The following is a 13,502-nucleotide window of genomic DNA, read 5'->3' as shown; positions in this document are numbered from 1 at the left end:
AAATTTTGCCAGAATTTCCTGTCGAACCCTGTCAGCGATTTGTAATTTTGTTATTTTTTTTATTTATTTATATTTATTTCCTTATTATTCATTTCGCAATTCACTCAAATTGACATTTTAGCATAATTATGATAATATTGCGCTAAGATAATTATTTAAGAGGTGAATATTATGCCACACATTAGACCGGTTTCCGATTTGCGTAATAATTTTGCGGAAATTTCAAAGATTGTGCACGAAACATCAGAGCCAGTTTTTTTAACCAAAAATGGTTATGGTGACATGGTTGTTTTGAGCATTGAAGCCTATGAGCGCAAGTTATTTAAAGATGAAGTCCACTTTAAACTAAAGGAAGCTGAACTGGAAGCAAAATCTACAGAAAAGCGCTATACGCACGAAGAAGTATTTTCGCAATTAAAGGTAGGCCTTGATGATAACAGAGAATAAAAGAACCGGTGCAGCATTTATGCCACACCGGTTCTTTTATTCTCTGTTTCTACCCGACATTCTTAAATTTACTTTTGGGCGCCCCGCAAATGGAACACTTGTCAGGCGCGCTTCCTTCATGAAGATTGCCACATATCTCACAGATATAATAATCACTATCCGCCTTCTGCTCCAGAGCATCAAGTGCCTTCTGATACAGCGCCGCATGAGCCTTTTCAGCCTCATTGGCAAAATGGAAAGCCCGCTTGGCATCCTTCCGGCCTTCCTGTTCAGCTTCACTGATAAACCCGGGGTACATCTCAGTAAATTCATAGGTTTCCCCTTCAACCGCAGTCTTCAGATTTTCTGCGGTTGACTTGACGCCATCCATCGCTTTAAGCTCACTCATGGCGTGTATTGTCTCAGCTTCGGCAGCAGCCCGGAAAAGCTTGGCTACTCCCGGGAATCCTTCCTCAACTGCTTTTTTGGCAAAGGCGAGATACTTTCGGTTAGCCTGGGACTCCCCGGCAAATGCTGCTTTCAGATTCTTGTCTGTTGGCAAATCAATTCCCCCTTTAAGTTATTTTGGTATAGCTTCAAGTGTATTATGCCTGTTATAGTTTCGGAATTTTTTAGCAATATCCTGCAGGGTTTGCAAAAAAACTCCCGTTTAATAGATTATTTCTTCCCTGATATGGTCTCTGGCGAATTCGGCGGGATCAGGGTCAAAGTACTTCTCACTGAAGTCCCTGACAAACCGGTCTCCCTCAATATAACCGGCATCCCAGGTGGTGTCCATGACCAGCCATCTGCCATCAGCTTTTACCTCTGTCCAGCCATGGCCGTTCGGGTTAATCCTGCCCTTTTCAACAGTCTTCCCCCCGATAAATCTGGCCTCAAGGCCTGCTGCCCGGGCTAGGGCAATGGTGAGAAAGGAGAAGTCCTGACAAACACCTTCTCTGGTCCTTAGGGTCTTCAGTGCACTATCATCTGCCCTGAAGTCAAGGTTGACCGATTTCTGCACATCATAAGAGACGCTTCCGGCAACCCAGTCATGGATGGCCTTAGCCTTGTCCCTGGCGCTAATCTTGCCCTTTGTCAGCTGCCGGGACAGGCGCATAATATCCGGATGGTCACTCTCAATACCCCTTCCCGGGGCCAGATCCCTGATATTGTCCGTACCGGTGTTGGCGACCCGGAATTTGGCTACAAAGGTAATATCATGGCTGCCATCCGAACTGGGAAGCCCTATCGAAACCTCATATTCCCCCGGACCGAACCTCAGCCAGATATTGCCTTTAAAACGCCCTTCGGCCACCCCGACCCAGTCATGAGCGGTTTCCGCCCCAGGGCCGATTTTTTTGGTTTCAATATATAGCCCGGTGTTTTCAGCCCTGTATTTCTCATAAAGCTCGGGTACAAATGAGCCTTCCAGAACCAGCCGGTTATCTGTATTGATTCCCGGTCTGAGAAAATCATCGAGCAGCAGCCCGCGCCGGAAATAACCCTGGTAATACTGAACAGGCTCAAACACTGTCTCTGCAGTGTTTTCCACTTCATATCCGGCCACACCCAGGTAGATGTTTTCCGACCCCTGCTTGGGAACCATTACATCTACCCGGTATTTTCCCGGTCCCCCGGGGAGATAGACAGCAGCCCTGAACCTCCCGCCCTGAATCCGGGCAAACTGGTCATACTTTTCATTTTCTCCGGCCTTCTGACTTCTGATCAGTACAGCCGTATTTTCTTCGTAATCCTTAATTTCCCCTGCCAGTTCAAATTTTCCGGGAACACTTCCGGCAGGCTCCGCGGTAAACCGGATCCCCTTCCTGAACATCACCTGGGAGTATTCGGGAAAACTAATTGTTTCGGAATTACCATTATATACCTCAAAAGCAGCCAGACTCTCAAACCACTCGGTATCGGCGCTGTCTGCAGCCAGAATGCTGACTTCATATGTGCCTTTTCCGAAGGGCAGATATACCCTGCCCGAAAAAACCGAGCCCTCTGCCCTGACAAACTGCTTAGAGGTCTGGCCGTTTCCGGCCACACTCACCATTAAATAATTGACCTCCTCAGGCAATTCTACTGTCCCTTTGATTTCAAAAACAGATTCCGCCGCAAAATTGCCCCTTCTGGGACTGGTAAGCTGAAATCCCAAGCTGTCAGCCTTCCTGCTCCGGTCAATTTTCTGCTGCGGCCCACATCCGGCTGAAAATGACAGCACAACCAGGAGCAATACGGCTACACCCAGGCTCGCCGCGCCGGGAAGCCTAAATCTGATTTTCTTATCTGAGTTAATGTTAAATACCACTTCAAAACCCCTCATCATTAAAAAAAGGTTATCCCATACCCCCTGGTGAAATCCCATGGCGGAAATGCAATAACCTGTTTTCAGACAATAAAATGGTCGGGATGACAGGATTTGAACCTGCGACCTCACGGTCCCGAACCGTGCGCTCTACCAAACTGAGCCACATCCCGACTGACAGTATAATTGTGGTTAAAAACCTCTAACTATTTTCTTCTGACAATATACAATTATATATCCTGATAAGATATTTTGCAACCTCTTACATACAAATTCCAGATAATTTCAGAAGGAACCCCCTGCCTTTATCCAGAATTAATAAGCAGCGCTTAATTGAGCCCGCCTCAACCATGGCTGAAAAATGCAGCAAAAAGGAGTACCTGATGAAATTCTTAAAACTGTCTTCTCAAAAAGACTACATACTTATACCTGATATGATATGGGACGGCTTCTCCGCCAAACCCGTCCCGGGCCTGGCTGTGCATATTAGCAGCGGTCTTATTACCAGGCTGGCCCCTGTGGAAGCAGGCGCTTTTGCCGGGGAAGTGATCCCCCTTCCGGGGATAACTCTCATGCCCGGTCTGGTCGACTGTCATGTCCATTTTTCCATGAATAGTGAAAACCTTTTTCAGGCGATTGAGGATTGGGAGAATGACATTAATGGGATTAACGTCAAATGCAGGCAGTATGCCCTGGCCTACCTTGAAAGCGGTGTGCTTTCGGTCAGAGACGGTAGTGACAGGATGAATATCGGACTCAGGGTGCGCAATGAAATAATGGCCGGGAAATATCCCGGGCCTGTGGTCACTGCCACCGGAAGGGCAATCTACCGCAAAGGCTGCTATGGAAATTTCCTGGGTCCCGGTGCAGCTTCGGTTGATGAGGCCCTGACCCAAATCGACAGCTTTGCCGGGGAAGGCATCGACCAGCTAAAGGTTGTGGTCTCAGGTCTGGTAAGCTTTAAAGAATTTGGCTCCATCGGAGCACAGCAGTTCACAACTGCCGAGCTGTCGGCGATAGTTAACCGGGCCCATTCCCTGGGGCTCAGGGTTATGGCCCATGTAAGCTCTGCAGCCGCTGTGGAAACAGCGGTCAATGCCGGAGTCGATTCCATAGAGCACGGTTACTTTCTGGAAACCCGCCAGCTTAAACTGATGGCCCAACAGAAAACCGCCTGGATACCAACTCTGGCCCCTCTGGGGAACCTGGTATGCGGCGGCATTGTTCCATATGATGGCGCTGACCTCAGGGTTATCAGCGAAAGCCTCGAAATACAGCTGGCCCGGGTCAGGGAAGCCCACGCACTGGGGGTAATTATCGGCATAGGTACAGATGCCGGGGCCAACCATGTCCCTCACGGCTCGTCTTATTATGATGAATTGTGCTATTACTCCAATGCAGGGTTGGACAACTATACCATCCTTTCCATGGCCACCCGCATCTCAGCACAAATACTCGACCGGCCCAAGCTGTCCGGTGTCATCGCACCCGGCAGCAAACCATTCCTTATCGGGGTCAACGGAAATCCAATGAAATCACTGGAGGTTCTGAAAAATCCGGTTCTTGCGGTCCTGCCTGTTTCAGGCCTTTCTCCGTTCACTCCTTGATGGCTCTATCATTTCTCTGTTTACCCATTTTACAAAAGCATCCACAATCTCAGGGTCATATTGGATTCCTTTCTTACTAATCAGTTCCTCTACCGCCCATTCCACCGGCTGGGCCTTCCGGTAAGGCCGGTTAGAGGTCATGGCATCAAACCCGTCAACAACCGTCAGGATACGTGCGCTTATGGGAATATCCTCACCCTTTAGTCCATCCGGGTATCCTGATCCGTCATACCACTCATGATGGTGGTATACGATGGGGATTATTTTTCGCAGTTCCGTGATTGGCGCTAACAGGTTGGCCCCAACAACAGGATGAAGCTTTAATGAAGCAAACTCATCCTCAGTCAGGGGGCCCTTCTTATTTACAATCTCCGATTGTACGTGAATTTTACCAATATCGTGGAGGTAACCCGTCAGCCTGAGATGGTACTTCTCGGTATCGGTCATCCCCATCTGCCCGGCCAGCTTCACGGCATAGCTGGCTACCTGGCGCGAGTGCTCCCAGGTATACCGGTCCCTGGAATCCAGCAGCTGTATAAGCACCTTGATGGTGTCAAAAAATGCCTTTTCAGATGCAGTAAACTCTTTTTCCAGTTCGGTAAAGTCAGAAAGATACATCTCCGACTTGTTTTTAACCTGGCGCTTTACTCTGTACATGGCCTGATCGGCGCTGTCGATAAGGGTTCTGGCAGTTAAAGCATCATCCGGAAAAGTGGCTATGCCAATAGATGCCGTAATCCCAAAAGTCTTATTTTCCTCAGGGTCGGTAAAAATCATCCGGGATATCTCACAGCGTATCCGTTCCGCAATCTGAAAAGCCAGTTCCTTTGATGCGTTGGCAAGAATTACAACGAACTCGTCCCCCCCATACCTGGCTATAATATCATCATTGCGCACATTATGCCTGAGAACATCGGCGGTTTCCTTCAAAATGACGTCACCTACGGTATGGCCGTATTTATCATTACAGTATTTGAAATCATTCAGGTCAATCATAATCAGGGACAGGTTGGTTTTTTTCTTTATTGCTTTTAAAAGCAGCCGTGACAGGTTTTTTAAGAAATAATTGTGGTCATACAGCCCGGTCAGCCCGTCTGTACATGCCAGGAGTCTGGTTCGCTGAAACAACCGGGCATTTACTATAGCAGTTCCTATCTGGCTGGACAGGGTCTGCAGAAATTGCATTTTATCTTCATTAAAAAAATCCGCCTGCCTGCTGTAGGCGCAGATAACCCCAACTATCTCTTCCCCGCCGGTTACCGGGGAACAAATAATTGATTTTGCTCCTGTAATGTTCATTAGGTCTTTGGAAACATACTCATTGTATTCCTCTTCCCGATAATCGGAATCCTTATTAGCATTACTGATTATTACCGGTTTTCCTTTACTGGCAACATAATACTCAATAGTTTTTTTCCAGTTAATTTTTCTCGGGGGCCGCTTGTTATGATAAAAACCCATCATCGGGAAACTATCCTTTCTTTTGTCATATACAAGCGCGGCAGAACCGTCTGCCTGAAAGAAATCGCCTATCGTTTCCACAGCCGTATTAATGATAAATTTTAGGTTCAGGGAAGAATTGAGCAGGTTGCTCAACCGGTGAACTGCCGCCAGTTCTTCATAAAGAACCTGGTTCCTGATGGCTGTATCAGAGAGTTCCTCATAGAGTATTTTGTTTCTAAAGGCTACAGCAGAGACACTATTTAGTTCATCAGCAATCATCAGTCCCGTAATTGAATAATCAAAATACCGGGAAACCCCTTCATCATTTACCCCAATCTCACCATACCCAATGAGACCCGCATAATCAATAAACAGGTTGCTTTTCCTTAAGGCACGAACCGAATCCCGGACTTCCTTTTGCAGCCCTTCCACAGAATAGATATTCATCCTGTATACTGATGAAAAAACCAAAAATGCCAGTGGTTTGTTGATTTTTCCCCGGGACATGGTCTTAACTACAAGTTCCGCAGAGGAGCCCTCCAGTTCTTCACTGCCCACTTTCATCACAGTAACAGCCATATTGGGATATGGTTTTTTCAGGCATCGGATTCCATTGTCAGGGGTTATTTCCTGGCCCATTAATATGGAGTAATTCCCAAAATCATCACATATCCCCATGGGATTATGGATGAAGTATTTAAGTGGGTCTTTCCTTAAATCATCTATTTTGACATTAATAAGTTTGGCATAATAATTGGCGGCAGGTTTATCGTTGAGTTCCATGATATCATGGCCATTCACTTTGGTTATTGATGCCTGCAGTATTGTGGGGCGATGGTTGACAAAAGTAGCCGTGCCGAACTTCAGGTGGGTTTCCACAATGGCCAGGATGAAACAATCGGAGATTACTTCTCCGTTGTGGAACTGGTAAGTTTTTTCCCATCTCAAACCATCTCCGGTACATGTGCCGACGATTGGGAAAGCATTGAGTGACCGTTTTCGGAGCATGTCAATTACTTCAGCAGAGTATGATTTTTGATGCAGCGGGACTCCGGGCAGGAACACCAGAGCAAAGGTTTTTCTGGCATAATTAAGTTCAAGCTCATTCATTGAGTCTTTTGAGTGGTATTCACCAAAATAGTCCCCGCCTCCGGAAGTGTTTATGGCTTCCTCAACCGCTCTCCGATAGTTAAGGCTCAAGTCCCGTCCCACACCGATATGTACGGAAATGTATGGTGACGCCAGGATAGATACAGCCACACTTCCCACATGAAAGCCGCGGCATATTTCTCCCGCTGAGGTGCCTCCCACAAGGGGGGTTTCTCCGCTAATTTCGCGCACACCCTGCAGCACCTGCTGCAAGTTATAGTCACCCGAACAGGAAACCATTACCATTGTTGGATTATATTTTGTTATTTTCCTAAAGGCTATCTCTGCTGCTTTCTTCCCGGCAGTAAATCCCTCTCCGGCAGAGCTGTAACCTGTTCCGAATTCCAGATAATTTCCCATATGATCACCTGTCATAATTCGTCAAGTTATTCCTTCTAAGTAGTTTTTTCTACCTGACAGGCGCTTTTTCCTGCTCTTTCCATTAAAGAAATTCATTAGCCCCTCATTTCATCCATGGAATCACGCAGTTCTACCAGGTGCATCTTCTCCTGTTCCAGGAGTTTACTCAAGGTATCCCTTACTTTTTCTGAGCCGGTAGAATTATATAATTCCTGGTAGAACAGAATTGCGTCCTTTTCCCTCATATTATTCTGCCTGAGGTTTTTTTTATTCAGGGGGTTTTTTATTTAGGTATTTTTCTTAAAATCCTGCAAACAATATAGTAAGCTTATGTTAATGGAGGTGTTTGATTTGGAAGATCAAGATCAAAACAGAGATAAACTGGTAACCCTGTGGGAAAATATGGGCGCCTCAACAGGCGGTTTTTTGGGACGTCTGATAGGCTATACCGCCCAGACAACGCTGCAGATGTATGAACAAGCAATAAATAATCCGCTGCAGCAGATGAACAAATCTTACAGCGGAGCAACGGAAGGACCAACGGGTGAACCTGACGAGCCTCCTGACATCAGGCAGCAGACCTGGAATGAAATGGGAAGGGAATTTGGCGAGTCAATGGGTAATTCCATAGGGATGACGATGGACCTGCTGATAAAAAATCTTAAAAACTCCGCAGCCATGATGCCCGGATTTAATCAAAATATGCCGGAGCAAAAAACAGATGCCCCGGAGCAAAAAACGGAAAACCCCTAAAAATTGTAGTATTCATATTCGCTCTATGGCAGTATTTATCAGTTCATGTATTGAAAATTGAGTCCCCTGGCGTTCATTTAATTCTTCTCTCAGCTCCTGCAGCTGTTTAAGCTCCGCAGCATAGAAATATATCTTTCGCATTGTTTCCGTCGGTACGATTTTAATATCAGTAATCTTCTCCTTCTCATTAAACAACTTATTTATAGCATTTCTGATTACTTCATTTCTGGACCCGTTTTGACCGGCCAGGCCGTCCACCTTATCAATAAACTCCTGACTGGTTTCCAAAATAATTTCATGTAATTCTCCCTTGTTTTCTGGCGCCAAACCCTTTAAATCTTCATTACACCGCCTGTATGCCTCTCTGATTAGCTCTGAGCGTTGGTCTTCCCCAGCTATATCATCTAGCTGCCGGACAAGCTCAGATTTAATATTAACAGCCATTGAAGTAACCTTTTCGGGTTCTGTCTCCTTAACCGAATAATCGTTACTTGATAAAAACGTTTCAATTAAAAAATTCAGTCCTGCTGACCTGCTTAAACCTGCATGGGTGCAGTCTCTATCTATCTCTTCTAAGGTCTTTTTATCAAAATAAATAGTAATCTGTTCGTCCAATACCTCAACTCCCTTTAATATCCAACTTACACCTTACGGCATTTATATATGTTTCGTGTTCTATCAATTGTTTCTGGGGGGGCCAGGGGGGTTACCCCCCTGGCCATTTTAACCCAGGATGTAAAATATAAACCGGAACCCCTCATTTGGAGTTCCGGCAATAAAGAGCGCCCTTGTTTATTGAGCTTTTTTAAAGGGATCAAGACTATTGGACATGCCGACCAAAGCTCCTTCTACAGTAGCGACCTTGAGGTTTAGCCGGTCCACTTCGGCTTTATGCACTTGATTGCTGTAATGCATGGCCGATAACCATTCATGGCTCTCATCAATCTTATCTTTACGTTCATATAATTCATTTAATTTTGACTCCATGCCGTCCATTTTTGACTCCATGCCGTCCATTTTTGACTCCATGCCGTCCATTTTTGACTCCATGCCGTCTATTTTAGCCAGAATTTGCTTCAATATTTTTTCCAATCCACTCAATCCTTTCCAGTTGGTAGTTTAATTCTACCATAATCTGGGGTAAAGTGAAATATTTTATAGCGCTATATGGCAAAGTTTTTTGCATAAGTTTTCTCTTCAAAGGGATAAGCTTATTCAAACCAGTGACAGCTATTGCAGTAAACCTTGTTTACCGGGCCGCGGTCCTGCGGATTTTTATTTTCATTAAGGTCATGACAGCCGAAACAGTTCTCAATACCCCTGGTTTTAGTCAGTTCAGCATGGATTTTCCCAAAATCCTCATCCTTATGTGTTGACGGTTTCTGCAGGTGGCAGTTGAAACAGAAGGAGTTTGTCTTAATATACTCCCTAACGCTTAGCTCCAGCAGGTCCACAGGTTTAGTCAGTGAGTAAGAGTGACACAGATTGCATGGTTTAAAGTCATCCTGGGCCATCTGGCCATGGTCTCTCTCAAAACCTTCAGATTTATGACTTGCAGGCACGATCTGCCGGGAATGACATACTGAACACTTTTCGGTAACCTGCCTCTTCCCGTGACAGTCAAGGCACACCGCCATACGGGGAGTGGTGTACTTAAAATCCATCTGCTCCTTTGCCAGAGCTTGGTTCCATTCATCAGGACTTACTTTGTCAGTCATTCCTCTCTCTACAATTCTGCCGTGAGCCACACCTGCATGACAGGCAGCACACCCAACCCCTGCTTTCCGGTGTTTTTCATGAGGGACTACAGTGTCAGAAGATGGGCTGTAACTGCGGTTTTCTGAATGACAGCCAAGGCAGGCAGAATCAGAAACTGCCGCCATGCCGGATTTACTGCCTGCATCCTCGTTTTTCCCGGTATCCCTGGCGGCGGGATAAAATATATTACCGATAATTCTACCCTGATAGCTTAAGAAATTCTGCATCCCTGATTCCCGGTGACAGTCCTTGCACTGAAACTGAGCATGACTGGATTGCTGCCAGGTCAGGTATTCGGGGGTCATAGCATGGCAGCGGGCACAATAAGCGGACTCATTGCTTCCGGCTGCCGGCACATAATACCATAACATCATAAACAAAACAAACACCCCGGCTGAAATTACCGCGGCGATAGCATATTTACCTACTTTATGGGGACCCGGACGTTTTACTGTCTTTAAGTTATCCATAGTGTTTCAACCCCAGGTTTGTATTTTCAGGCACAATCCCTGTTCACATTGTAACACTTAAATAACTTTTGCGTCATGTCCCAAAAGGTATGTACAAAAGTACTATATTTACTCAATCAGACCCATTTTTCTTACTTTTTGGAGCAGTTTTTGCTTTTCTATCGGTTTACTCAGATATTCTTCACAGTTATTCTTAAATGCCTTCATAATATTGTTGGGGTCCTTAAGCATCGTTGTCATGATTACTTTAACTGCTTCTGCACTGTTGAGATTCCTCTGATTTTCTGTACGCCTTATTTCGCTAAGAACTTCATGACCATCCATTTCAGGCATCAATATATCCAGACATATCAGGTCATAGGGACAGTTTCCCTCCCATGACCTGGTAAATGCCTCAACAGCCTCCTTCCCATTAACCGCTGTATCACATGTCCCATAGGGACTAAGAATTGCCTGCAGGAGACGCCTGCTGATAAAATCGTCCTCTACGATTAAGGTTTTCATTTCCCATCTCCCTCCTCTTAAAGCAGGTATCCATTAAAGCTGCCCCAGATACGATTTCACGCTGTCCATTTCCTTTTCAAGCATGGATAACACTTCTGCAGCTCCGACCACATCACCCTGCTGCAGCAAATTCTCTATCTCCAGCGCCAGGCGGCAGGCTTCAACTGCCCCGAAATTTGAAGCAGCCCCTCTAAAAGTGTGCATAGCACGCCCCGCAGCTCTGATATTCTCTGCATTTATGAAGCTGCGTATCTGTTCAAGCTGTCCAGGGAAATCATCTATAAAACTATTAACCAGTTCTGCCAGCAGTTGGCCGTTCCCTTCAAGATTTTTGGCTATGCCGGTTAAATCTGCAGGCTTTGTTTGAAGATGTTTTTCAATAACATCGTAAAGCTCATGCATTCTAATGGGTTTAGAAAGATACCCATCCATTCCGGCCATAAGGCATTTTTCCCGGTCACCCTTCATGGCATAAGCCGTCAACGCCACCACCGGCGTATGTTTACCAACCTTCCGCTCATGCTCCCTGATTGCTTTGGTCGCTTCAAAGCCATCTATATTAGCCATTTGAATATCCATCAAAATGATGTCAAATACCTCTGACTTGGCTTTATTTACTGCTTCCAGGCCGTCAGAAACAGTTAAAACCCGCCATCCCTGCCTCTGTAGAACAACTTCAGTAAGCTTACGGTTAATTTCATTATCTTCAGCCAGGAGAATAGTTAACTGCCTGTCAAGTACCGGATTAGGGCATCCTAAGCACGCTTCGGAACGGTCCGTCGTGCTGCCGGGACTGTCGACCGGAACAACATCATTTGTCTTCTCGGGAACAAGCAGCCTGACTGTGAAGGAGAACGTGCTGCCCTCACCTTCTCTGCTGTCAGCCCATATTGCTCCATGCATCATTTCTACTATTTTTCTGGATATAGCAAGTCCCAATCCGGTTCCCGAATACCGCTTACTGGATGAACTGTCAATCTGGCAGAAGGTCTCAAAAATCCTGCCGATCTTGTCCTCCGGAATCCCAATGCCCTGGTCCCTGATTGAAAAAAGGATGGAACATGGTGACCCCTTGGAATTGCCGCCAACACTCTCCGCTTTGATAGATATCTCACCTTTATGAGAGAACTTCACAGCATTCCCTATTAAATTCACCAGAACCTGCTTCAATCGGTCAGGATCACCCTTTAATACCCGTGGAACAGCGCTATCAACATCGTGAACCAGCCGGACTCCTTTTTCATATGCCGTGACCGCAAAACTTAACACAGTTTCACTTAACAGCTCTTTTAAGTCAAAGGGAACGTCTTCAAGACTAAGCTTGCCTGCCTCTATTTTTGAGAAATCCAGGATATCATTGATTATCCTCAGGAGCGATTCTGCCGAACTATTTACCATTGTCAGATACTGCTTTTGTTCCGGAGTCAGCTGAGTAGAAAGAGCCAGCTCAGTCATCCCGATAATGCCATTCATAGGGGTCCGGATTTCATGGCTCATATTAGCCAGAAATTCACTTTTGGCACGGTTGGCAGCCGTGGCCTCATCCATGGCCTTTCGAAGCTTCCGTTCAGCTGCTTTGCGTTCTGTAACATCTCTTAATATTGCTCTTGTTGATAATGGCTTGCCTTCCTGGAAGCGGCAGTTAACATTCCCTTCTACATTAACCAAACTCCCGTCTTTGGCCACAAATACCATCGCTACATTTTTTATAGATTCACCGGACATCAACCTGCCAAAAAAGCTTTTCAGCTTTGGCTTGTATTCCGGGTGTACGATATCAAATATCCTCAGGTTCTTTATTTCTTCATCGGAATAGCCCATGGCGCTCTTCCAAGCGCTGTTGGCATACTGGACTCTGCCCTCATGATCCAGGATATGTACCATATCATTGGCATTTTCAAAAAGGTCACGGTAGCGTTCTTCACTCTCTCTCAAGGCCTCTTCAGCTTCTTTACGGTCGGTAATGTTACGGCAGTGTTCCGCCACATATTCGACTGTGCCGGTTGCTCCGATCATGGGAAAAGAGTAAAGCTCAAGCCATTCTTTCAACCCATTATTTACAGTTAGTCTTTCTATTCTCTGCTGTCTTCCCGTTTCAAAAGCTCTGACCACCGGACAACCGGCGCATGGTTCCTCCTGACAGTGAAAAGCCTGGTAGCATTTTTTCCCAACGATTGGCATGGCATCAGGATGCAAATCGGTCTTGGCCCTGTTTACCAGCAAAACATTCAGGTCTTTATCAACTACCGTGATACCCTCCCTGATACCGTCAAACACACTTCTAATAAAATCCAACTCCGGTACACCCACAGCTAAGCCAACTCCTTTCACCCGCCGGGCTTCTGCAACCTGGCTGCCGCAATGTGCTTATATTTAATTTTTCAACACATTTTAACAAAATACCTGCTAAATTCAGAATGATTCCGATAAAATTATCTTCTCACTATCTTCCCCTGCTCGTACCTGCTCCTCTCTGAACCGTCACTCTTACGGTGTTCCACCATGCTGAAATCTTCAACATCAAGCCCATGATCTTCACACACCGGCACCATCTCAGTGATGACCGATTCCACCCTGCCAAACTTGGTAAATTCATAGCCCAAAGGTTCAGTCTTAAACTGGTAACCCACTGGGGAAAGCCTGTCAATAACTCCGTCGATATCCCCATTATCTGCTCTTGCCCTGTCGATTCTGCCAATCACATATGTTTCCAATTAAATA

At 45.8% G+C, this 13,502-nt stretch carries 13 protein-coding genes and 1 tRNA gene; 3 read left to right on the top strand and 11 right to left on the bottom strand.

Going from position 1 to position 13,502, the window contains the following annotated elements; genetic code table 11:
- The first annotated feature begins 171 nt into the window (after positions 1-171).
- Positions 172-447: a type II toxin-antitoxin system Phd/YefM family antitoxin gene (locus Ga0451573_RS10490; RefSeq protein ID WP_231683986.1), complete on the top strand. Its 276-nt coding sequence runs from the start codon at positions 172-174 to the stop codon at positions 445-447.
- A gap of 49 nt (positions 448-496) precedes the next feature.
- Here the strand turns inward: Ga0451573_RS10490 and Ga0451573_RS10485 are convergent, their stop codons facing one another.
- The 3 genes from Ga0451573_RS10485 to Ga0451573_RS10475 all read right to left on the bottom strand — a co-directional run bounded on the left by Ga0451573_RS10485 (position 497) and on the right by Ga0451573_RS10475 (position 2,910).
- Positions 497-988 (bottom strand): rubrerythrin family protein, encoded by a 492-nt coding sequence (locus Ga0451573_RS10485; RefSeq protein WP_231683984.1) that lies wholly within the window; start codon positions 986-988, stop codon positions 497-499.
- A gap of 108 nt (positions 989-1,096) precedes the next feature.
- Positions 1,097-2,740, bottom strand: coding sequence for a transglutaminase domain-containing protein (locus Ga0451573_RS20075; RefSeq protein WP_231683982.1), 1,644 nt, complete (start codon positions 2,738-2,740; stop codon positions 1,097-1,099).
- Positions 2,741-2,833: 93 nt separating this feature from the next.
- Positions 2,834-2,910: transfer RNA gene (locus Ga0451573_RS10475), tRNA-Pro, on the bottom strand.
- Positions 2,911-3,120: 210 nt separating this feature from the next.
- On the opposite strand from Ga0451573_RS10475, the gene Ga0451573_RS10470 reads away from it, so the two are divergent.
- Positions 3,121-4,344 carry an amidohydrolase family protein gene (locus Ga0451573_RS10470; protein WP_231683980.1) on the top strand — a complete coding sequence of 408 codons (1,224 nt, stop codon included), beginning with the start codon at positions 3,121-3,123 and terminating at the stop codon, positions 4,342-4,344.
- Here Ga0451573_RS10470 and Ga0451573_RS10465 read toward each other — a convergent pair.
- Positions 4,318-7,296, bottom strand: a complete 2,979-nt coding sequence (locus Ga0451573_RS10465; RefSeq protein ID WP_231683978.1) for a diguanylate cyclase — start codon at positions 7,294-7,296, stop codon at positions 4,318-4,320. The two genes, Ga0451573_RS10470 and Ga0451573_RS10465, sit on opposite strands and share 27 nt — an antisense overlap.
- A gap of 95 nt (positions 7,297-7,391) precedes the next feature.
- Positions 7,392-7,541 (bottom strand): hypothetical protein, encoded by a 150-nt coding sequence (locus Ga0451573_RS10460; RefSeq protein ID WP_231683977.1) that lies wholly within the window; start codon positions 7,539-7,541, stop codon positions 7,392-7,394.
- A 106-nt stretch (positions 7,542-7,647) separates the two neighbouring features.
- Here Ga0451573_RS10460 and Ga0451573_RS10455 point away from each other — a divergent pair, with 106 nt between their 5' ends.
- Entirely contained in the window at positions 7,648-8,049 is a 402-nt protein-coding gene (locus Ga0451573_RS10455) for a hypothetical protein (protein ID WP_231683975.1), read from the top strand.
- A gap of 12 nt (positions 8,050-8,061) precedes the next feature.
- Here Ga0451573_RS10455 and Ga0451573_RS10450 read toward each other — a convergent pair whose 3' ends face one another.
- The 6 genes from Ga0451573_RS10450 to Ga0451573_RS10425 all read right to left on the bottom strand — a co-directional run bounded on the left by Ga0451573_RS10450 (position 8,062) and on the right by Ga0451573_RS10425 (position 13,495).
- Positions 8,062-8,664, bottom strand: a complete 603-nt coding sequence (locus tag Ga0451573_RS10450) for a hypothetical protein (protein WP_231683973.1) — start codon at positions 8,662-8,664, stop codon at positions 8,062-8,064.
- Positions 8,665-8,841: 177 nt separating this feature from the next.
- On the bottom strand, positions 8,842-9,141 hold the full coding sequence (locus Ga0451573_RS10445) for a hypothetical protein (protein WP_231683972.1): 300 nt from the start codon (positions 9,139-9,141) through the stop codon (positions 8,842-8,844).
- Between the two features lie 119 nt (positions 9,142-9,260).
- Positions 9,261-10,277, bottom strand: coding sequence for a NapC/NirT family cytochrome c (locus Ga0451573_RS10440; RefSeq protein WP_231683970.1), 1,017 nt, complete (start codon positions 10,275-10,277; stop codon positions 9,261-9,263).
- A gap of 108 nt (positions 10,278-10,385) precedes the next feature.
- Positions 10,386-10,781: a response regulator gene (locus Ga0451573_RS10435; protein ID WP_231683969.1), complete on the bottom strand. Its 396-nt coding sequence runs from the start codon at positions 10,779-10,781 to the stop codon at positions 10,386-10,388.
- 33 nt (positions 10,782-10,814) lie between these two features.
- Positions 10,815-13,091, bottom strand: coding sequence for a PAS domain S-box protein (locus Ga0451573_RS10430; RefSeq protein ID WP_231683967.1), 2,277 nt, complete (start codon positions 13,089-13,091; stop codon positions 10,815-10,817).
- Between the two features lie 122 nt (positions 13,092-13,213).
- Complete coding sequence (locus Ga0451573_RS10425) at positions 13,214-13,495, bottom strand: hypothetical protein (RefSeq protein WP_231683965.1); 282 nt, start codon at positions 13,493-13,495, stop codon at positions 13,214-13,216.
- Positions 13,496-13,502: the final 7 nt, after the last annotated feature.

This window comes from Phosphitispora fastidiosa, from assembly GCF_019008365.1.
GTDB classification, from domain to species: Bacteria; Bacillota; Thermincolia; order Thermincolales; family UBA2595; genus Phosphitispora; species Phosphitispora fastidiosa.
Note: the sequence above shows the minus strand (reverse complement) of the source record. Positions and strands in the feature narration are given on the sequence as shown.

Bases quoted from the DNA above. Each gene is read 5' to 3' on its own strand.
- Ga0451573_RS10490 (WP_231683986.1), top strand. From the start codon at position 172: ATGCCACACATTAGACCGGTTTCCGATTTGCGTAATAATTTTGCGGAA.
- Ga0451573_RS10470 (WP_231683980.1), top strand. From the start codon at position 3,121: ATGAAATTCTTAAAACTGTCTTCTCAAAAAGACTACATACTTATACCT.
- Ga0451573_RS10465 (WP_231683978.1), bottom strand. From the start codon at position 7,296: ATGGGAAATTATCTGGAATTCGGAACAGGTTACAGCTCTGCCGGAGAG.
- Ga0451573_RS10460 (WP_231683977.1), bottom strand. From the start codon at position 7,541: ATGAGGGAAAAGGACGCAATTCTGTTCTACCAGGAATTATATAATTCT.
- Ga0451573_RS10440 (WP_231683970.1), bottom strand. From the start codon at position 10,277: ATGGATAACTTAAAGACAGTAAAACGTCCGGGTCCCCATAAAGTAGGT.
- Ga0451573_RS10435 (WP_231683969.1), bottom strand. From the start codon at position 10,781: ATGAAAACCTTAATCGTAGAGGACGATTTTATCAGCAGGCGTCTCCTG.